The sequence below is a fragment of the Cycloclasticus pugetii PS-1 genome (genome assembly GCF_000384415.1).
Classification (GTDB): domain Bacteria; phylum Pseudomonadota; class Gammaproteobacteria; order Methylococcales; family Cycloclasticaceae; genus Cycloclasticus; species Cycloclasticus pugetii.
This window is the reverse complement of the sequence record NZ_ARVU01000001.1, coordinates 1,285,802-1,305,645: the sequence shown is the minus strand read 5'-3', so window position 1 is coordinate 1,305,645 and position 19,844 is coordinate 1,285,802. Positions and strand designations below refer to the sequence as shown.

Sequence of the window (19,844 nt, the reverse complement as noted above, 5' to 3'; positions counted from 1 at the left end):
TTACACCGCTTTATTGGGTTGATGATGAAACGGGTTAATTTTTCTTTGCCAGTGTTTTACTTTTTCAATTAGCTGGGCTTCATCCAGGGTGGTTAATTGCTGATCTTGCATTAAACGTTGGCCAGCAACCCATACATCAGTAATTTGAGAGCGGTTTGCAGAATAAATCAGTGTAGAAATAACATCATAAATAGGTTGAGTTTCAATGCTATTAAGATTTATTGCGAACATATCGGCTTGTTTTCCAATTTCAAGGGAGCCTATTTTTTTATCTAATCGTAGGGCTTTCGCGCCGTTTATGGTAGCCATACGCAAAGCAGTTTTTGCGGGTAATGCATCTGCTTGTTTAGTGCGGCCTTTGGTTAACAGCGCAGCCGTTTTGGTTTCACCCAACATATCAATATCATTGTTGCTAGCCGAACCGTCTGTTCCAATAGCAATATTAATATTTGACGTGATTAATTCATCAACAGGGCAAAAACCACTGGCAAGTTTTAAGTTTGATTCGGGGCAATGTATAACATTAACGCGGTGTTCGGCGATTAACTGAATATCGGTGGCGCTTAGGTGGGTCATATGTATGGCCATTAAGTCGGGGTTTAATAGGCCAAGATTGTTTAATCGTGCGATAGGGCTTACACCATGTTTGGCAATTGACTGTTCGACTTCATTTTCTGTTTCGTGTAAATGAATATGCATCGCCAAGCCCAGTTCATCCATGATGGGTTGAATGGTTTTTAAAGAATCATCACAAACGGTATAAGGGGCGTGCGGGGCAAAGGTAAAATGAATGAGTTCATTGCTACGGAAGTGATCATGAACTGCAAGGCCTTTACTGATATATTCATTTAAGTCTTTAGCCCAACGCGTTGGGAAATCTATAACCGGAATACCAAGACATGCTCTTATACCCGTGTTCGAGACGGCAGTTGCAGTCTGGTCGATAAAGAAGTACATGTCATTAAAACAGGTTGTGCCGCCCCTAATCATTTCTGCAATGGCAAGCTCAGTACCGTCTTTGACAAAATCACTATCGGCTAAAGCTGTTTCAGCAGGCCAGATGTGGTCGTTTAGCCATTCGTTTAGCGGTAAATCATCAGCAAGGCCCTTTAAGAGGCTCATAGCCGCATGGGTGTGCGCATTTATAAAACCGGGTGCTAAGGCGTGATCGTTACATTCTATTAGTTCAACGGGGCTGTATTTCTTCGCATCTTGTTGAGGTAAAACATCAATAATAATATCGTCTTGAATGATAACAGCGTGATTTTCTAAAACGTTATCGTCAGCATCTACGGTGATAACCCAGCGGGCATTAATTTGAAGACTTACTTGCATAATTAAGTGATGAAACCAGAAACGTTAATATAGGGCGCCATTCGCTCAGCTAGATGACGCGATAATAGTAAGTGTTAAATAGGGCCAGCAGTCATGACGTGATAATAAAGTATAGCTAGATCTAAACAGTACGCAAGCCCTAGCCATTTGATAAAAAAGTAGGCTCAAAAGTGTTGTTAGCGCCTGATAGTAGCTTTTTGGTTCAGCGGCGATTTTTGTATTAAAAGCTGGGTTTTTGGCGAGGCATTAGTGAAGACAGAGTGCTAACAATTGATAACGTGCCATGAGTTGAGCCAAATATTAACGATTGTGACCGAAAAAAAGGTGCTTGAAGCGCCAGATGACAGTAAAATGAAGGCTTTAATTAATTAGCATTAATGGTAATTTAATGGCTCAACTTCTGGCAATAGCAGCAGGTGGATCAGTCGGCGCAGTGATGCGCTTTATTGTATCGACGGGCATATATAGCTGGCTTGGCCGTGGGTTCCCTTATGGAACCTTGGTTGTTAATGTTATTGGTTCGTTATTAATGGGACTGTTGTACGAACTATTTTTGCAGCGTTTGTCGGTTTCACCCGAAGTAAGAGCAGTGTTATTGGTTGGCTTTTTGGGTGCGTTTACAACATTTTCTACCTTCTCAATAGAGACCATTAATTTAATTGAGCAAGGTTATGTAATAAAGGCCATTGTTAATGTTTTAGCTAGCGTCATTTTATGCGTGCTAGCTGCTTGGGTTGGCCTGCTAATCGCGAGGCAATTATGAAAACAGAATCAGTCAGAATCGCTCGAATTTATTTAACCGAAGCGGATCATCAGCTTAATAAAATTATGCAATACCTTCATGATCATGAAAGCATCTCTGGCGCAACGGCTTATAGAGGCGTTGAGGGCTATGGCTTATCTGGAAAGATGCATGACTCGTCGTTAATTGATTTGTCGTTTGATTTGCCTGTTACCATTGAATTTTTTGATCAATCAGAAAAAGTGTTGATGGCAATTAAACATGTAAAAGAAAACTTCAATGTCAGTCAAACCCTTAGTTGGTTAGCTGAACACCACCACTAAACTAAATTTAAAAAGGAAAGCTACATGCTTGACCCACAGCTTTTAAGAAACAACCCTGAAGAAGTGAAAACAGTCATGCAACGTCATGGTGCTGATTTGGATCTAGAGGTATTTAATGCGCTTGAAACACAGCGTAAAGATATTCAAGTGAAAACTCAAAACTTACAAAACGAACGTAATAAACGCTCCAAGTCGATAGGCATGGCGAAAGCCAAAGGCGAAGATATTCAGCCTTTATTAGACAGTGTTTCTCAATTAGGTGATGAGTTAAAAGCCGCTGAAACGGAATTACAGGGAATCCAATCTAAATTGCAGGCTATTCAGCTCTCATTACCCAATATTCTTGCTGATGATGTACCACTCGGTAAAGATGAAGAGAATAACGTTGAGCTTCGTAAATGGGGCGTGATACCGCAGTACGATTTTGACGTTAAAGACCATGTGGATTTGGGTCAATCATTGGCGGGAATAGATTTTGAAGCCGGTGCAAAAATAGCGGGTTCACGTTTTGTTACCCTATCGGGTCCATTAGCTAGGCTTCAACGTGCATTGACGCAGTTTATGTTAGATATGCATGTCGATCAGCATGGGTATAGAGAAACGTATGTGCCATACCTTGTTAATAAAGACAGTTTGTTAGGAACGGGGCAGTTACCTAAGTTTGAAGAAGATTTATTTAAAATTTCAGACGACTCGCCGTATTATTTAATTCCAACGGCAGAAGTGCCTGTTACGAATTTAGTGCGTGATGAGATTATCGCTGCAGACCAAATGCCGCTAAAGTTTGTTGCCCATACGCCTTGTTTTAGAAGTGAGGCAGGCGCCTATGGTAGGGATGTAAGAGGCATGATTCGCCAACATCAGTTTGAAAAAGTTGAGTTGGTTCAAGTGGTCAAGGCGTCTGATTCTGAACAGGCTCATGAACAGTTAACTCAACATGCAGAGAGTATTTTGCAAGCGTTGAACTTGCCTTACCGCCTCATGTTGTTGTGCTCAGGTGATACTGGCTTTTCGGCAACAAAAACCTATGATCTTGAGGTTTGGTTACCTGGTCAAGAGGCGTATCGCGAAATTTCATCGTGTAGTAATTTTAATGATTTTCAAGCACGCCGGTTAAAAGCGCGCTGGCGTAACCCAGAAACAGGTAAACCAGAGTTAGTGCATACGATTAATGGTTCGGGTTTAGCGGTAGGTCGGACGTTAATTGCCGTGATGGAGAATTATCAGCAAGCCGATGGGTCCATTAAAGTCCCTGATGCTTTACAACCTTATATGGGAAAAGTCACCTCGATTACGTTGTAAATAATCGAAGCATAAAAAAAGCCCCTAAAAGGGGCTTTTTTTATGGGTAAAGCTAAAGACTACTCACGACCACTTACTGCACCGAGTATGTGTAAAAGGCTAGTGAATAAGTTGAATAAACTAATGTATAGCGACACGGTTGCCATAATATAGTTGGTTTCACCACCATGAATAATTTCGCTAGTTTGATAAAGAATCATGCCGGACATCAACATAATAAACATAGCAGAAACACCCAAAGATAAAGCAGGGATGTTAAAGATCATAGCGCCAATGCCTGCTAAGAAAGCCACTAAAATACCCACCATTAAAAAACCAGAAATAAAGCTAAAGTCTTTTTTAGTGGTTAGTGCGTAGCTAGATAAGCCTAGAAAAATAACACCTGTGCCGCCTAACGATGTCATGATCAGCTCATGACCGTTTGAAAAGGCACTGATATACATATTAAGGATAGGGCCGAGTGTTATTCCCATAAAGCCGGTTAAAGCAAATACGCAAACAATACCCATAGAGCTATTTCTAAATTTTGTTGTTAGCCATAGTAAGCCAAAGTAGCCGACTAATGTAATGATCAACCCAGGGTGTGGAAGGTTTAAGCTCATTGATAATGCAGCAGTACCTGCACTAAAGAGTAATGTCATGGCAAGTAGCATATAGGTGTTTTTTAACACCTTATTGGTAGCTAAAATACTCTCTTCACTACGAGAAATAGATTGATTAAATTGGTTCACTTAAAATACCTCATTGATAATTAAAAAATGCTCAACAGATATGACTCTGTACCGCATAGAAGGTTCAATCTTACGTATTCAATAAAATACTTCAAGTCTTTTAACAATTCCGCTGGAAAAAATCCTCAGACTTAAGTAATATGCGCGGCTTGAAAGCAAAACATTTAATGATTGCTCTCAATATAATCGCTTAAAACTGGAGAGATGGCAGAGCGGTTGAATGCACCGGTCTTGAAAACCGGCAAGGGGTCAAACCCTTCCAGGGTTCGAATCCCTGTCTCTCCGCCATTCAAAAGCCCTATGTATCTGATACGTAGGGCTTTTTTTATGCCTTAACAAAAAGTAAACCATTAGAAATACGGACAGTCAGTTTGTTTTTTCTACTAAAAAAGCCTATCTACAAAACTAAAATCATCGTTGTGGCCGACTACAAAGCACATAGAGGTTCTGATACTATTAAATCGAACATCCTTTGGCCGCGCGCAAGAGGTAAACATAAAGGGGATTTAGAGTTTGGATATTGTCTGGGTAATAGTATCGACCATTTTGGTGTTTGTTATGCAAGCCGGTTTCTTGTGTTTAGAAAGCGGACTTGTTAGAAGTAAAAATAGCATTAATGTTGCGGCCAAGAATATTAGTGACTTTATCGTGTCGAGTAGTCTGTACTGGTTGTTTGGATTCGGTTTAATGTTTGGAAGTAGCCAGTGGGGCTTGTTTGGATGGTCTGATTTTGCATTCGCTGAACCAGCAGATACAAAACTCATCGCAATATTCTTATTCCAAATGATGTTTTGTGGCACGGCTGCGACGTTAGTTTCTGGCGCCGTCGCTGAGCGGATGAGTTTTATGGGGTATATGGTAGTAACGGTGACAATAGCACTGTTTATTTACCCTTTTGTTGGTCATTGGGCTTGGGCAGGAATCATTACGGGTGAGCCGATAGGCTGGCTTGAAAAAATTGGCTTCGTTGATTTTGCGGGTTCAACCGTTGTGCATTCTGTGGGTGGTTGGGTAGCACTGGCGGCAGTATTAGTTATTGGGCCTCGTATAGGGCGATTTACCGGCAGCGCTAGCGCTATTCCAGGTAGTAGTATCCCAACAGCTATATTGGGTTGTTTATTAATTTGGCTGGGCTGGTTTGGTTTTAATGGCGGCAGTACATTAGCTTGGAATAACTCAGTTCCACTTATTTTATTAAATACATGCCTTGCTGCTTTAGCCGGTGGGGTGGTTGCGACGATGTTAAAGCTTCGTGCAGAACATTATATTGAGGTTGATCAAATAATTAATGGTGTTCTAGGTGGTTTAGTGTCTATTACCGCCAGTTGTCATATTGTGAGCACAGGAGGGGCTGTCATGATTGGCGCCGTTGCCGGCTCAGTTGTTTTTTTTGGTGAGAAGTACCTGGCCGATAAGAAAATCGATGATGCTATTGGCGTAGTGCCTGTTCATTTATTTGCTGGGGTTTGGGGAACAATCGCGTTACCTTTTTTTGCGCTGCCGGCTAAACTTCAAAATGATCTTTCAGTGTGGGAACAATTAGGGACCCAATTAATTGGGGTCGTCAGTGTTGGTTTTTATAGTTTTGGCCTTGCATATGTAGTATTTAGTTTGGTTAACAAGGTTTACTCGTTAAGAGTCAGTGAGCAAGATGAGTTAAGAGGCCTAAATGTTGCTGAACATAATATAAGCACCGAAGTTTTTGACTTGCTAAGCGCCATGCATAAACAGCAGGAAAAAGCAGATTTTTCAACTCAAGTAGCCGTTGAGCCCTATACCGAGGTGGGGCAAATAGCCGAAAAATATAATCACGTTATTGACCAGGTTAACGAAGAAATTAAACAGCGAGATGAGGCCTTCTTAGCATTTAAACAAAGTGAACGTAGAAAGGGTGCTATTTTAGATGCAGCAATGGATTGCATTATTGGCATTGATTCGAAAGGCAGGATTCAAAGCTTTAATCCTGCGGCAGAGCGTTGCTTTGGTCAAACAGCGGGTGCGATTATTAACCGTAGCTTTTTTAAGCTGTTTACTAAAGACCGGGTTCAGGAGTTAAATTCAGCGAGTTTAGACGAGGGCTTTTTGCTAACCAGTGGGTGGGTTCTGGAGCGTAGGAATATGACAGAATTACAACGCTATGACGGAGAATCTTTTCCTGCCGAAGTAGTAGTGACTCGAACGGTTAGCATAGCGAGTGAACCATTGGAGTATACGCTACATATTCGCGATTTGAGTGAACAAACTAAGTTACAAAAACGTTTAGAAACCTTAGCGTTTAATGATTCGCTAACTGGTTTATATAATAGAGCCGCCTTTATTCGTGAGCTTGAAAGACGAATTAATTACCATAAATCTCATGCTGGAGTGGTGGCGTTAATGTTTTTAGATTTAGACCGCTTTAAAAAAGTGAATGATGTTTTTGGCCATAAGGTAGGCGATCAATTGCTTTGTGAGGTGGGTAAGAGACTCAGTGGAGTAGTACGTGGTAATGACTTGGTGGGTCGTTGGGGTGGCGATGAGTTTGTTGTGGCGATAAGTGGTGCCTTGGATGAGGAAGCTATTAATAGTAAAGCAACAGAAATTCTTCATGTAATGCGTGAAACGGTTGAACTGCCTGGGCATACGCTAAATGTGTTAACAAGCATTGGGGTCGCTTTTTCGGTTGATGGTGAACGATCAGCGGATCGTTTACTACAGTGCGCTGATGTTGCCATGTATCAGGCAAAAAAATTGGGTAGGGACAACTTTTGTTTTTATACCGAGGAAATGGGGCTGTTTGTACGTAAACGAATTCAAATTGAAGCTGACCTTCCTGATGCTATTTCTCAAAATCAATTACTATTAAATTACCAACCTAAAGTATCGTGTTTAACGAACGAAGTTGTAGGTTTTGAAGCGTTATTACGTTGGTTGCACCCAGAGTTTGGCTTGATTCCCCCAGGAGATTTTATTCCGGTTGTTGAATCATCTGGTTTGATTGTTGATGTTGGTGAGTGGGTGCTAACCGAAGTTGCACGTCAGTTAGTTGAATGGCGTAAGGCAGGTTATGAGTTATTGCCGGTCGCTGTCAATATTTCAGGTTTTCATTTACATGATGAGTCACTGTCGTTATTTATAAAAGCGTTGGCGCATCAGTATCAACTTAACCCAAGCCTATTAGAGGTGGAGATAACCGAAAATGCTTTAACCGGCGATACTGATAGTAGTATTGCAACGATGACCGAGTTAAAAAAGTTGGGTATTAAATTATCTGTGGATGACTTTGGTACGGGGTATTCATCGTTAAGTTATTTGAAGAAATTTCCAATTGATGTATTGAAAATTGACCGTTCATTTATTAATGAGTGCGCTTATAACCCTGATGATGCCGCTATTTGTATGGCGATTATTTCACTTGCTAAAAGTTTAGGGCTTAAAATAGTAGCTGAAGGTGTTGAATCGCTAGAGCAGTTAGAATTTATACAACAGCAAGGCTGTGATATTTATCAGGGCTACCTATACAGTAGGCCACTACCTGCTAGTGATGTTGAGGTCCTTTTAAAAAGGCCTTAATGGCTGGTTAACAGTAGTAATGACTCGAAATATTTTGTTTCAAAGCAGTGTCACATTGGTGTTTAACCATTTAGGTCGAGGCTTAACGTTTTGACATTAATGTTGAGTCAATTATTTGTTTTTATAATATACAAAGTTATTGTATTATAACAAGCGTTAGATGGCGTTCAGTGCTATTTACCAACGAGGCTTTATGCCTCGTTTTTTTCAACCATACACTATGGTTTTTCAATACACACTAGGAACAAAATGTCGGATAAGCAAGAAATCGAACTGCCATTAAGTGGAGTTCGCGTATATGAAATTGGGACTAGCGTAGCCGCTCCCTTTGGTACATGGATTTTAGCCGCTTTAGGGGCAGAAGTGATTAAAGTTGAACCAGAAGGTCGTGGTGATGATTGTCGTCATTGGGGGCCTCCATTTTGGAATGGTACCTCTGCAATGTTTCAAGCATTGAATAGGGATAAGAAATCAGTCACTGTAGATTTGAAAGACCCTGAAGATAAAGCTTGGCTTCGAAATGAAATAGTCACTAAGGCGGATGTTGTGTTGCAAAACATGCGTCCGGGTAAAGTGACTAGCCTTGGGCTTGGAGCTGAAGAAATGCGCAAGGAAAACCCTAAGCTTGTATATTGTAATATTTGGGCATTTGGTGAAACTGGGCCAATGGCTGATAAACCGGGTTACGACCCATTAATGCAAGCATATAGCGGCTTAATGAGCTTAAATGGTGAAGAAGGCCGTCCCCCTGTACGAATAGGGACGTCAGCCATCGATATGGGAACAGGTATGTGGTGTTCTATTGCTATTATTTCTGCCTTGTTTAACCGCCAAAAAACGGGGGAAGGTTGTGTCGTTGATACGGCTTTGTACGAAACAGCACTAAGTTGGATGACTTATCACATGGCTGGGTATCACGCGACAGGAAGCCTGCCAACACCGCAAGGTTCTGGCGTGCAAGGTATTTCGCCTTATCAAGCCTATGAGTGTTCAGATGGTTATCTTGTGGTAGCTGCGCCAAATAATAAATTATTTGATTTGTTGAAAGGTGTTATGGGGAACCCGGCTTGGGCGGATGAAGCGCATTTTGAAACCAATCCTAAACGCTTTGAGAATAAGGTTGAATTGAATCGTCGAATGACAGAGATTTTAATAAAAGAACCTCGTTCTCATTGGCAGAAAAAATTAGATGATGTAGGCATTCCTAATTCGCCAATTCAATTGGTTGATGAGGTATTAAACGACCCGCAAACGCAATCATTAGGCATTGTTCAAGAATCAGTTGAACATGCAATGAAGCTAGTGGGTCTGCCAATGAAGTTTAACGGCCAGCGGCCACCGCTACAAAATGAAGCGCCTGCCTTAGGTGCTGATAACGACACCTATAAAAATTAACGGAGAAAGATACATGAAAGAGATTTCCATTCCACTAGGCAATGACTACGCTGATATTCGTGATGCCGTTAGTAAGATTTGCGCTGACTTTCCGGGCGAATATTGGCGAAAACTAGATGCCGACAGTGCATACCCTGAAGAATTTGTTAATGCCTTGACCGAATCGGGCTTTTTATCAGCTTTGATTCCTGAGGAATACGGCGGTGTTGGGCTACCATTGCGCGCAGCGGCTGTCATTATGGAGACGATTCATGCATCGGGTGGCTCAGCCTCGGCTTGTCATGCTCAAATGTATATTATGGGCGCGGTTTTAAGGCATGGTAGCGAAGAACAAAAGCAAAAGTATTTACCAAAAATTGCAACAGGTGAATTAAGACTTCAAGCATTTGGTGTAACAGAACCTACATCAGGGTCTGATACGACAAAACTCAGAACGAAAGCGGTAAAGAAAGGCGATAAATATATCGTTAATGGCCAAAAAGTATGGACTAGCCGTGCCTTTCAATCAGATTTGATGTTATTACTCGCCAGAACTACGCCTTTAGAAGAGGTGTCAAAACCTACTGATGGGATGTCTATTTTCTTAGTCGATATGCGTGATGTTGTTGGTAATGGCATGGAAATTCGTGCGATTGACGCCATGATTAACCATAATACAACGGAAGTTTTTTTCGATAATATGGAAATTCCTGCTGATTCACTGATTGGTGAGGAAGGTAAGGGTTTTCGGTATGTCATGAGTGGTATGAATGCTGAGCGAGTGATCATAGCCGGAGAAAGTATAGGTGATGCACGATTTTTTATTGAACGAGCCAAAAACTATGCCAGCGAACGCAAAATATTTGGTGGGCCAATTGGTAAAAACCAAGGTGTTCAGTTTCCCATAGCTAGAGCCTATGCTGAAATTGAGGCCGCTGAGTTAATGGCAAGAAAAGCAGCAGCACTGTTTGAAGCGGGCGAACCCTGTGGAGCCGAGGCTAATATGGCAAAAATGCTATGTGCTGAGGCTGCTTGGAACGCCGGAGAGGCATGTATGCAAACTCACGGTGGTTTTGCTTTTGCTAAAGAATACGATATTGAAAGAAAGTGGCGTGAAGCGCGTTTGTATCTAATAGCACCTATTTCAACCAATATGATTTTAAGCTACATTGGCCAACATGTACTGGGCATGCCTAAATCTTACTAAAAATAGACAGCAAGTCTATAGGGTTTCAGCCTTTGAACCAAAATATTTATAGAGCCTAAGCCCTGTCTATAGCATATGAAAAAATTAAATTTTAAACCCCTTTTAACGGGTGAAAAGGAAGCAGCTTTAAGGAATGAAGTTCGTTCTTTTTTAAAAAACTATGGTGCTTTTAATGTTTCAAATATCATTGATTCATGGTCTATTTGTGACCCCGAACTTAGTCGCGCCCTAGCTGCAAAAGGATGGTTGGGTATGACCTGGCCCACTGAATACGGTGGTGGCGGTCGCAGTTATCTTGAGCGGTATGTAGTTATTGAAGAACTACTCGCAGCGGGCGCACCAGTTGGTGCCCATTGGGTGGCAGATCGTCAAAGCGGGCCACTTTTATTGCGTTTTGGTACCGAAGAGCAACGACAACACTTTTTGCCTAAAATTGTAAAAGGGGAGTGCTTTTTTGCCATTGGAATGAGTGAGCCTAATAGCGGCTCAGATCTAGCGTCGATTAAAACTCGTGCACAGAAAGTAGAGGGCGGTTGGCTTATCAATGGTTCCAAAATTTGGACCAGTTGGGCGCATGTTTGTCACCAAATGATCACGTTATGTAGAACGGCGCCAGTATCGGATGATCGCCACCATGGTATGAGTCAACTAATTGTTGACCTGAAGCATGAAGGTATTACGGTTCGGCCCATTGTTACGTTGGCCGGAGAGGCGCATTTTAATGAAATTTTCTTTGATGATGTATTTGTGCCAGATAATCGACTGGTAGGTAAGGTCAACGAAGGATGGGGTCAAGTAGTGGCCGAGCTAGCATTTGAGCGAAGCGGGCCAGAACGTTTTTTAAGCAGTTATCAACTACTTGAAGCGGCGATTAAAGAACTACGTGATGCGAATCTAACGCACCAAGCAGAACCCGTTATTGGTCAATTTGTAGCGCGCTTAATGGTGTTACGCCAAATGTCTTTATCGGTCGCGAATCAACTACAAGAAGGCAAATTACCGGTTAACGAAGCATCGGTAGTTAAAGATTTAGGGACCTCGTTCGAACAAGAGCTTCCTGAAGCCATGCGATTGATTTTAGCAACCGAAGCGCGCCCAACTGCAAACGGCGGCGTTGCGCGCTTATTATCTGAATCAATACTAAAAGCGCCATCTTTTTCATTACGTGGTGGTACGCGTGAAATTTTACGTGGCATTATTGCCAGAGGTTTGGGGTTACGATGAACGAAGTTGCTCAATTAATTGAAGAGTCAGCAACCCGTCTTTTTGACGACTTTTCAACAACTAACGGTCATGAGTTAATGGAAACAGGACAGTTTCCAGAAGTACTTTGGGCAGATTTCTTGGCAGATGGTTGGTTAACAACGTTGTTATCTGAAGAGGATGGTGGTGCGGGCCTTGGCCTTGAAGCTGGGTGTGTATTAATGAGGTTAGCTGGGTACTACAACGTGTCGTTGCCGGTTGCTGAAGCGTTAATGGGCGTTTATTTATCGCTTAAGTCAGGCGCAGAATTTAGCGATGAATTGATTATCCCTGTGATACTTGATGCACCGTTCAACGAGCAGCCTGATATCCATTTATATGGAATCCCTTGGGCGCGTCATGCAGCATCGATAGTGGTTATTTTTACTCAGAATAATAAAACACAGTTGAGCCTTGTTAAAGCTCAGGATATAACGATTAATGCTGGTCAGAATATGGCTGGTGAGCCACGTGATGATGTGACCTTTAAAGCTAGCTTGCTGGATAATGCAAGCGATGTACAGGCGATGAGTCTCAAACAGCTTGAATCATGGTTTGCACTTTGTCGCGCGGCCCAAATAACAGGTACGTTGCAACGGGTATTAGAAATGACCGTTGATTTTGCTAATGAGCGATCACAATTTGGCCGGCCTATTGGTAAATTTCAAGCAGTTCAGCAACAAATGGCCGTTTTAGCTGAAATGACCAGTGCCGCTATTTGCGCTGTTGATGCCGCTATAGATCACTTAAACACAGAACAAGAATGGGAGTTGATTGCTTGTGCAAAAATCACGGCGGGAGAAGCCGCCGGTTATGCAGCAAAAACTTCTCATGCAGTACATGCCGCGATTGGATTTACGCAAGAATACCCATTACAACTGAGTACACGTCGACTATGGTCTTGGCGTGATGAGTATGGCAATGAGGCCTATTGGTCTGCAAAATTAGGTCAGCAGTGCTTCGCGCTTGATACTGATAGTTTATGGAGTTGGTTAACAACGCAAACAGGTTAACAATTAAGGAAACAATAGTGATAACAGAAGTAATAACTGAAGTAACAGATGGCATTGCTGTTTGGCGTATGAACCGTGTTGATACACGTAATGCGATAACAGACAATAAAATGATTGATGACTTAGTATCATTGGCCGAACAAGCACAAAAAGACAGCCAAATAAGGGTGATCATTTTAACGGGTAACGGGCCTGCCTTTTCATCAGGTGGTAATGTTAAAAAGATTCGTGCCGAAATGACCGAATCAGATAAAACGCCCCACGAGTTAGCCACGTGGTACCGCGAAGGTATTCAGCGAATACCACGTGCATTTCAAGCGTTAGATGTTCCTATTATAGCGGCGGTTAATGGGCCAGCTATTGGTGCGGGTTGCGACCTTACCTGTATGTGCGATATGCGAATTGCTGCTGAAAGTGCTCGGTTTGCTGAAAGCTTTGTTAAATTAGGCATTATTCCAGGTGATGGTGGTTCGTGGTTATTACCACGAGCTGTTGGTTTGGCAAAAGCCTCTGAAATGGCTTTTACAGGTGACCCGATTGATGCCCAAGAAGCGTTGAAATTTGGACTTGTTTCAAAAGTCGTCGCAGATGATAAGTTGATCGATGAAGCAATGGCGCTGGCGAAACGAATTGCGGTTAATCCACCTGTTTCGGTTCGGATGACCAAGCAGTTAATACGCGAGGGGCAACAAACCGATTTGGATACGCACTTACAAACGGCTGCTGTTATGCAAGCGGTATCGCATCGTACCGATGACCACCGAGAGGCAATGAATGCAATATTTGATAAACGCCAGGGTGAATTTAAAGGCCGATAAGCTAGGTTAGAAAACAACAAAATTGGAGACAATAAAATGATAATGAAAGATAAGGTAGTACTAATTACTGGAGCAGGTCGAGGTATTGGCCGAGCAATGGCGATAATGATGGCGCAAGAAGGCGCAAAAGTGGTTGTTAATGACTTAGGTGCCGGCGTTGGTGGAGAAGAAACTGGCGAAAGCCCAGCAGAGGAAGTCGTTTCAACTATCCGTGCTGCGGGTGGTGAGGCGGTAATTAATGGTGATAATGTTGCAGAGCTTGATGGTGCAGAGGCTATGATCCAAGCGGCTATCGATAACTTTGGTCGGATTGACACCGTTGTTAATAATGCCGGTATCTTGCGCGATAGAATTTTTCATAAAATGTCACCTGAAGAATGGAACGCGGTGATTAATGTTCATTTGAATGGTAGTTTTAATACGGCTCATTTTGCTGCGAAACATTTCAAACAACAGGAAAGCGGTAGTTTTGTATTTATGACATCAACATCCGGTTTAATCGGTAATTTTGGTCAAGCAAATTATTCTGCCGCAAAAGCTGGTATTGCTGCGTTATCTAAAAGTATTGCATTAGACATGCAGCGTTATAACGTGCGTTCTAATTGTATTTCCCCCTTTGCTTGGAGCCGAATGATTGGAGCGATCCCTGTTGATACACCAGAACAACAAGCCCGAGTTGATAAATTAAAAGAAATGACACCCGATAAGGTGGCTCCAATGGCTGTTTACTTAGCCAGTGATGAGGCCAGTGAAGTGTCTGGGCAGATTTTTGCGGTGCGTAATAATGAAGTTTTCTTGATGGGACAGTCCAGACCATTACGCTCTACTCATCGATCAGAAGGTTGGACGCCACAAACCATTTCAGAGCATGCAATTCCTGCATTGAAAAGTAGTTTCTACCCTCTAGAGCGTTCGCCTGATGTGTTTTCTTGGGATCCGGTATAAAGAAAACACGGCTTTGACGTTAATGAACTGACAGCAACCCCATTAATCAAAACGCTTATGCTAACTATTTGCTTATACAAGCGTTTTTTAATGGGGGGATTTAAAGCCATAACTAGAATTACTTGGAAATTTAAGCAAAGGCTGTATTAATACTGAAAAGATTGAACAGGGTGCAATCTTTCAGTGATTAACAGTATTGCAGCTGACAAGTTATTCAGCAGATTGGCAAATTAGTTGATGCTAGAATTATTAAGATGAAAAGTTAAACGAAGGATTTAAGATGAAAATTGACCCAAAGACGCATGATAAATTTTTCAATATTTTAAAAGCAGTGGTGGCCCCTAGGCCAATTGCCTTTATATCATCACAATCTAAAGAGGGTATTTTAAACTTGGCACCCTTTTCATTTTTTAATGGTGTTTGTTATGTGCCGCCGACTATTAGCGTATCGATTGCACGTTTTGCCGGCGCAAAGTCAAAAGATAGCTTGGTGAATATTGAAGAAACGGGTGAGTTTGTTGTAAACCTTGTTAATAGCGATATTGCCGAAGCGATGAATAAAACAGCCGCTGAATACCCAACAGAAGTGAATGAATTTGAACTGGCCGGTCTAAACACAATGCCTTCTGAGTTGATAACGCCACCGTGTGTTGCTGAGTCTCCGGTTAGCCTTGAATGCCGTTTAAAGCAAGTGGTGCCGATTAACGAAGGAACCCGGCGAGAGTGTGGATTAGTGATCGCAGAGGTGGTTTATTGCCATATTAACGATGAGCTCTATGATGGTCGTTACGTTGATATGAAAGGGCTTGATGTGGTGGGGCGTTTAGGTGGGCATAGTTACTGCCATGTTGATAATCTTTTTGAGATGAAGCAACCGGTTTATAAGGCGGATAAATAGGCTTTATTATTAAAGCAACGACTTGATCGCGCTATCTAGGCCGCCAATCGTTAAGGGGAACATCTTCTCGGCGTTTAGCTGTCGAACGAGGCGGTTAGATTGACGTCTATCCCAGTTTTGTTCGGCATCTGGGTTAAGCCAAGCATTGCTAGGGAATGCGGCTAACAGTCGCTGGAACCAAACGGCGCCCGCTTCTTCGTTCCAATGTTCTACACTGCCGCCAGGGTAGGTAATTTCATACGGACTCATACTGGCATCGCCAACAAAAATAAGCTTGTAGTCACTGGGGTAGCGGTTAATCACCTCAGCGGTAGGGGTGGCCTCATCAAATCGGCGTGTATTATCTTTCCAAAGGTATTCATAGGTGAAATTATGGAAATAATAATACTCTAAATGCTTGAATTCAGCTTTGCTGGCAGAAAAAAGCTCTTCGCAAATACGAATATGGTCATCCATTGAGCCGCCAATATCTAATAGCAATAATACTTTAATGGCGTTGTGGCGTTCAGGCACCATTTTAATGTCTAAATAACCGGCATTGGATGCAGTAGAACGAATGGTGTAGTCTAGATCCAACTCTTCAGCAGATCCTTGGCGGGCAAATTTTCTAAGTTTTCGTAAGGCTACTTTTAAGTTTCGAGTGTTTAGTTCAACACTGTCGTCTAAATTTTTAAATTCTCGTTTATCCCATACTTTGGTAGCTCGACGATGGCGAGACTCATCTTGCCCTATACGTACACCTTCAGGGTTATAACCATAAGCACCAAAAGGCGATGTACCACCAGTTCCAATCCATTTATTGCCACCATGGTGCTCTTCTTTTTGTTCTTCTAAACGCTTTTTAAGCGTTTTCATTAATTCTTCCCAACCTCCCAGCGATTGGATTTTTTGTTTCTCTTCTTCGCTGAGTAGTTTTTCGGCTTGTTTGCGAAGCCACTCTTCAGGAATTTGATTAAAGACATCTTCTAATGCGTGGTCGTACTCAAGCCCATTAAATGTCTCGGCAAATACCTGGTCAAATCGGTCGTAATAACGCTCGTCTTTTACTAAAGCAGTGCGCGATAAATAATAAAAAGCTTGAATGTTAAAACTGGCAAGTCGCTTATCAAGGGCGCTCAGTAAACTAAGCAGTTCTGTAATGCTGACCGGTAAACCGGCCTTGCGCAGGCTGAAAAAGAAAGAAATAAACATATAAGCTATTACTGCTCTTGTTTACGCCTGTTAATAAACGCGATGCGTTCGAATAAGTGGACATCCTGCTCGTTTTTTAATAGTGCCCCGTGTAGCTTTGGCAGAATATTATTAGTATTCGCCTCGCGTAATGTATCAGCGGTTAGCTCTTCAGATAACAGTAGTTTTATCCAGTCGAGCAACTCAGAGGTAGAAGGTTTCTTTTTTAAGCCAGCAATCTCTCGTACATCGAAAAATATACCGAGTGCTTCAGCCAGTAGATCTTTTTTCAGATTAGGGAAGTGAACATTAACAATTTGTTGCATTGTTTCTAGCTCGGGGAAACGAATGTAATGGAAGAAGCAACGCCTTAGAAAGGCATCAGGTAGTTCTTTTTCATTATTGCTGGTGATAATGATGAGAGGCCTATTTTTTGCCTTAACAAGCTCTTGCGTTTCGTACACGAAGAATTCCATACGATCGAGTTCTTGCAAAAGGTCATTTGGGAATTCAATATCCGCTTTATCAATTTCATCAATCAATAATACCGCACGCTTATCTGAGGCAAACGCTTCCCAGACCTTACCTTTAACAATGTAATTGCTAATATCGTGCACACGATCATCACCTAATTGAGAATCGCGAAGACGCGAGACCGCATCGTATTCATACAAGCCTTGGTGCGCTTTTGTGCTGGATTTTATATGCCATTCAATTAACGGTGCATCTAAGGATTTAGCTACTTCAAGAGCGAGTTGCGTTTTACCGGTACCCGGCTCGCCTTTTATTAATAAAGGGCGTTCCAGTGTGATAGCCGCGTTAACTGCCATACTCAGTTCTTCTGTGGCAATGTAGTTACTGGTACTTTCAAATTGTTTGTTGCTCATAAAATTACGTGTTAAATCTGAAAAATCTATATTGTAGAGGGTTGTAAGACAATTTAAAGCGGATTTTTCTCGATCAGTTGCTTAGCAATAATAATCCGTTGAAGCTCATTCGTGCCTTCGCCGATGGCGAGTAGTGGCGCATCCCGATAATATCGTTCTACATTAAATTCGGTTGAGTAGCCATACGCACCATGTATGCGTAATGCTTCGGCAGAGTTCTCCATCGCCGCTTCTGTGGCAAATAACTTAGCCATGCCAGCTTCCATATCGCAGCGCTCACCTCGGTCAAATGCGGTTGCGGCAGATTGTACGAGCAGACGAGCCGCTTCGACCCGTGTGGCCATATCAGCTAAATAGATTTGAATGGATTGATGCTGGCAAATGGGTTTACCAAAGGTTTTACGTTGTTGTGAATATTTAATAGAGTCTTTTAGTGCGGCAGAGGCGACACCAATACCACGTGATGCGACGTTGATTCTGCCTAAGGCTAACGCACCTAAGGCATGCTGTAGGCCATGCCCTTCCTGCAGGCCAATCAGGTTTTCCTTTGGTAGTTGGTAGTTATCTAGAAAAAATTCAGCGGTATCTATGCCTTTATAACCGAGTTTTTTATGTTGACTACCCATTACAAAACCTTCACCTTTGGGGGCGATAAAAAGACTCATGCCTTTATGTGCAGGATTGGCTGCGGCATTGGTTTTTACCAACAGAGCAAAACAACTACCATGCAGGCTGTTGGTAATCCAAGCCTTAGAGCCATTAATCATGTAGTTATCACCTTCACGTTTCGCCACAGTATTAATGGCTTGAAGGTCAGTTCCGCAGTTCGGCTCGGTGAGTGCTAATGCGCCGCGTATCTCACCCGAGGAAAATAACGGTAGCCATTTGTTTTTTTGCTCTTCAGTTCCAAACCGTTGTACAGACATGGCCATAATCAGATGGGAATTAAACACACCCGTTAAAGACATCCATACGCTGGCAACGCGTTCTACAATTTTTGCATAAGTCGAGACGGGGAGACCAAGGCCACCGTATTGTGGGTCAATAACAGCACCAAATAAGCCCATTTCTTTCATTCCTTCTACAATATCATCGGGGTATTCATCGTTTGCTTCTAATGAACGTACAGATGGTTTTATTTTTATTAAAAACTTATCAACTGCATCTAAGATTAACTGTTCATTTTCATTGTTCATACTCAATCCTGTGACCTATCTAACACTTGTTATAGTATGGTCTTTATGGCGTTATAAAGCGAATGATTAACAATTGAAAATAATAGGCTGAAATGATCAGAGAAGCTGCTGTACTAATCATGTTAAGGGATACAAAAAAAGGCCCAGAAGTTTGTATGTTACGCCGGGTCGAAACAACAGGTTTTGCAGCAGGGGCTTATGTTTTTCCCGGCGGTGTTGTTGATGAGCAAGATAAACAGCTTAGGTTAAATAATAACCTTTGTTTTTATACAAATGACACTGATTTATCGATACACGCTTATAAAATAGCGGCTATTCGTGAAACCTTAGAGGAGGCGGGCATCCTTGCTGCTACGAGAAATGATGATATTCAGGTTAACGCAGCATTACGTCAAAAACTGCATAAAGGTGATGTGAGTTTTGAGAGCTTGTTAAGGGAGCACCGTGCATCGCTAGATTTAGACAGGGTTATTTTTTATGACCATTGGATAGCTCCCGATGGTACACCTAAGCGTTTTGATACACGTTTTTTTATAGCCAAAGGCTCAATGGGTCACCAAGTTAGTCATGACAATATAGAAACTGACTCGTCTTGCTGGGCGTTGCCTGAAGAGATTTTATCGCTTTATGAGCAAGGCGAGGTTAAGTTAATGCCAGTAACACATGTTCAACTTAAGCGCTTATCGACCTTCAAAAAAGTAAGTGATGTTTTAGCGTTTGCTAAAAAACAGAATAATGTTCCAATCATTGAGCCGCTTCTAAACGTTGACGAAGCAGGCAAGCCAGTCTCCGTCACTATTCATTTGCCAGAAGGGGTTGTTGAATACTCTCTTTATAAGGCCAAAGCTTGAGGTTTAATTTGGAATAAAAATATATATTAGTTTTTGACTCGTCGTCACAAAACCTATATAGGGCATGGACCCAAACGATCATGCGCTGATAAGGAGTAGGCGAATAAGTGAAAAATTCTTAACAGAGTCTAACTGAGGCTTTGAAAATTGTGTCATATGCTGAAAAACTAAAGTCCATAGGGGTATATTACTGAAGAGGGGTCGTTAATATTTTTTGTTTATCCATTTCGTTAGGATACAATCTCTAATCTTTAGAGT

Annotated in this window: 17 protein-coding genes and 1 tRNA gene; 13 read left to right on the top strand and 5 right to left on the bottom strand. The window is 42.0% G+C overall.

Annotated features, from left to right (window positions below; all coding sequences use genetic code 11):
- Window positions 1-1,335: a TRZ/ATZ family hydrolase gene (locus CYCPU_RS0106300; RefSeq protein ID WP_020162239.1), complete on the bottom strand. Its 1,335-nt coding sequence runs from the start codon at window positions 1,333-1,335 to the stop codon at window positions 1-3.
- Window positions 1,336-1,723: 388 nt separating this feature from the next.
- Between CYCPU_RS0106300 and crcB the strand changes: the two genes are divergently transcribed.
- Genes crcB through serS form a run of 3 tightly spaced genes read left to right on the top strand, consistent with a single transcriptional unit; the run spans window position 1,724 to window position 3,702 of the window.
- Complete coding sequence (gene crcB, locus CYCPU_RS0106295) at window positions 1,724-2,098, top strand: fluoride efflux transporter CrcB (RefSeq protein WP_015006061.1); 375 nt, start codon at window positions 1,724-1,726, stop codon at window positions 2,096-2,098.
- Window positions 2,095-2,400, top strand: coding sequence for a DUF190 domain-containing protein (locus CYCPU_RS0106290; protein ID WP_015006060.1), 306 nt, complete (start codon window positions 2,095-2,097; stop codon window positions 2,398-2,400). The genes crcB and CYCPU_RS0106290 overlap by 4 nt, the downstream gene beginning before the upstream one ends.
- A 24-nt stretch (window positions 2,401-2,424) precedes the next feature.
- Window positions 2,425-3,702: a serine--tRNA ligase gene (serS, locus tag CYCPU_RS0106285; protein WP_020162238.1), complete on the top strand. Its 1,278-nt coding sequence runs from the start codon at window positions 2,425-2,427 to the stop codon at window positions 3,700-3,702.
- A gap of 59 nt (window positions 3,703-3,761) precedes the next feature.
- Here the strand turns inward: serS and CYCPU_RS0106280 are convergent, their stop codons facing one another.
- The gene (locus CYCPU_RS0106280) at window positions 3,762-4,433 is read right to left on the bottom strand and encodes a Bax inhibitor-1/YccA family protein (protein ID WP_015006058.1); all 672 of its coding nucleotides are present in this window, start codon (window positions 4,431-4,433) and stop codon (window positions 3,762-3,764) included.
- A gap of 198 nt (window positions 4,434-4,631) precedes the next feature.
- Between CYCPU_RS0106280 and CYCPU_RS0106275 the strand changes: the two genes are divergently transcribed.
- From CYCPU_RS0106275 to CYCPU_RS0106235, 9 genes are all read left to right on the top strand, one after another.
- Window positions 4,632-4,721, top strand: a tRNA-Ser gene (locus CYCPU_RS0106275).
- Window positions 4,722-4,946: 225 nt separating this feature from the next.
- Window positions 4,947-7,985 (top strand): ammonium transporter, encoded by a 3,039-nt coding sequence (gene amt / locus CYCPU_RS0106270; protein ID WP_020162237.1) that lies wholly within the window; start codon window positions 4,947-4,949, stop codon window positions 7,983-7,985.
- A 249-nt stretch (window positions 7,986-8,234) separates the two neighbouring features.
- Window positions 8,235-9,380: a CaiB/BaiF CoA transferase family protein gene (locus tag CYCPU_RS0106265; protein WP_020162236.1), complete on the top strand. Its 1,146-nt coding sequence runs from the start codon at window positions 8,235-8,237 to the stop codon at window positions 9,378-9,380.
- 13 nt (window positions 9,381-9,393) lie between these two features.
- Window positions 9,394-10,566: an acyl-CoA dehydrogenase family protein gene (locus tag CYCPU_RS0106260; protein WP_016390170.1), complete on the top strand. Its 1,173-nt coding sequence runs from the start codon at window positions 9,394-9,396 to the stop codon at window positions 10,564-10,566.
- 75 nt (window positions 10,567-10,641) lie between these two features.
- Entirely contained in the window at window positions 10,642-11,790 is a 1,149-nt protein-coding gene (locus CYCPU_RS0106255) for an acyl-CoA dehydrogenase family protein (RefSeq protein ID WP_020162235.1), read from the top strand.
- Window positions 11,787-12,821, top strand: coding sequence for an acyl-CoA dehydrogenase family protein (locus tag CYCPU_RS0106250; RefSeq protein ID WP_015006053.1), 1,035 nt, complete (start codon window positions 11,787-11,789; stop codon window positions 12,819-12,821). The genes CYCPU_RS0106255 and CYCPU_RS0106250 overlap by 4 nt, the downstream gene beginning before the upstream one ends.
- A 17-nt stretch (window positions 12,822-12,838) precedes the next feature.
- Window positions 12,839-13,639, top strand: coding sequence for a crotonase/enoyl-CoA hydratase family protein (locus CYCPU_RS0106245; protein WP_015006052.1), 801 nt, complete (start codon window positions 12,839-12,841; stop codon window positions 13,637-13,639).
- A 36-nt stretch (window positions 13,640-13,675) separates the two neighbouring features.
- Entirely contained in the window at window positions 13,676-14,584 is a 909-nt protein-coding gene (locus CYCPU_RS0106240) for an SDR family NAD(P)-dependent oxidoreductase (protein WP_015006051.1), read from the top strand.
- Between the two features lie 280 nt (window positions 14,585-14,864).
- A complete protein-coding gene (locus CYCPU_RS0106235; RefSeq protein ID WP_015006050.1) occupies window positions 14,865-15,482 on the top strand; it encodes a flavin reductase family protein in 618 nt (205 codons plus the stop codon).
- Between the two features lie 9 nt (window positions 15,483-15,491).
- Here the strand turns inward: CYCPU_RS0106235 and CYCPU_RS0106230 are convergent, their stop codons facing one another.
- The 3 genes from CYCPU_RS0106230 to CYCPU_RS0106220 are packed head-to-tail and all read right to left on the bottom strand — an operon-like array spanning window position 15,492 to window position 18,735.
- A complete protein-coding gene (locus CYCPU_RS0106230; protein ID WP_020162233.1) occupies window positions 15,492-16,673 on the bottom strand; it encodes a vWA domain-containing protein in 1,182 nt (393 codons plus the stop codon).
- A gap of 8 nt (window positions 16,674-16,681) precedes the next feature.
- Complete coding sequence (locus CYCPU_RS0106225; protein WP_016390175.1) at window positions 16,682-17,539, bottom strand: AAA family ATPase; 858 nt, start codon at window positions 17,537-17,539, stop codon at window positions 16,682-16,684.
- Between the two features lie 53 nt (window positions 17,540-17,592).
- On the bottom strand, window positions 17,593-18,735 hold the full coding sequence (locus tag CYCPU_RS0106220) for an acyl-CoA dehydrogenase family protein (protein WP_020162232.1): 1,143 nt from the start codon (window positions 18,733-18,735) through the stop codon (window positions 17,593-17,595).
- 92 nt (window positions 18,736-18,827) lie between these two features.
- Between CYCPU_RS0106220 and CYCPU_RS0106215 the strand changes: the two genes are divergently transcribed.
- Window positions 18,828-19,586 (top strand): NUDIX hydrolase, encoded by a 759-nt coding sequence (locus CYCPU_RS0106215; RefSeq protein ID WP_020162231.1) that lies wholly within the window; start codon window positions 18,828-18,830, stop codon window positions 19,584-19,586.
- Window positions 19,587-19,844 lie beyond the last annotated feature (258 nt).

Coding starts and splice junctions, on each gene's coding strand:
- CYCPU_RS0106300 (WP_020162239.1), bottom strand. CDS start 1,335: ATGCAAGTAAGTCTTCAAATTAATGCCCGCTGGGTTATCACCGTAGAT.
- crcB (WP_015006061.1), top strand. CDS start 1,724: ATGGCTCAACTTCTGGCAATAGCAGCAGGTGGATCAGTCGGCGCAGTG.
- CYCPU_RS0106290 (WP_015006060.1), top strand. CDS start 2,095: ATGAAAACAGAATCAGTCAGAATCGCTCGAATTTATTTAACCGAAGCG.
- serS (WP_020162238.1), top strand. CDS start 2,425: ATGCTTGACCCACAGCTTTTAAGAAACAACCCTGAAGAAGTGAAAACA.
- CYCPU_RS0106265 (WP_020162236.1), top strand. CDS start 8,235: ATGTCGGATAAGCAAGAAATCGAACTGCCATTAAGTGGAGTTCGCGTA.
- CYCPU_RS0106260 (WP_016390170.1), top strand. CDS start 9,394: ATGAAAGAGATTTCCATTCCACTAGGCAATGACTACGCTGATATTCGT.
- CYCPU_RS0106255 (WP_020162235.1), top strand. CDS start 10,642: ATGAAAAAATTAAATTTTAAACCCCTTTTAACGGGTGAAAAGGAAGCA.
- CYCPU_RS0106250 (WP_015006053.1), top strand. CDS start 11,787: ATGAACGAAGTTGCTCAATTAATTGAAGAGTCAGCAACCCGTCTTTTT.
- CYCPU_RS0106240 (WP_015006051.1), top strand. CDS start 13,676: ATGATAATGAAAGATAAGGTAGTACTAATTACTGGAGCAGGTCGAGGT.
- CYCPU_RS0106235 (WP_015006050.1), top strand. CDS start 14,865: ATGAAAATTGACCCAAAGACGCATGATAAATTTTTCAATATTTTAAAA.
- CYCPU_RS0106230 (WP_020162233.1), bottom strand. CDS start 16,673: ATGTTTATTTCTTTCTTTTTCAGCCTGCGCAAGGCCGGTTTACCGGTC.
- CYCPU_RS0106225 (WP_016390175.1), bottom strand. CDS start 17,539: ATGAGCAACAAACAATTTGAAAGTACCAGTAACTACATTGCCACAGAA.
- CYCPU_RS0106220 (WP_020162232.1), bottom strand. CDS start 18,735: ATGAACAATGAAAATGAACAGTTAATCTTAGATGCAGTTGATAAGTTT.
- CYCPU_RS0106215 (WP_020162231.1), top strand. CDS start 18,828: ATGATCAGAGAAGCTGCTGTACTAATCATGTTAAGGGATACAAAAAAA.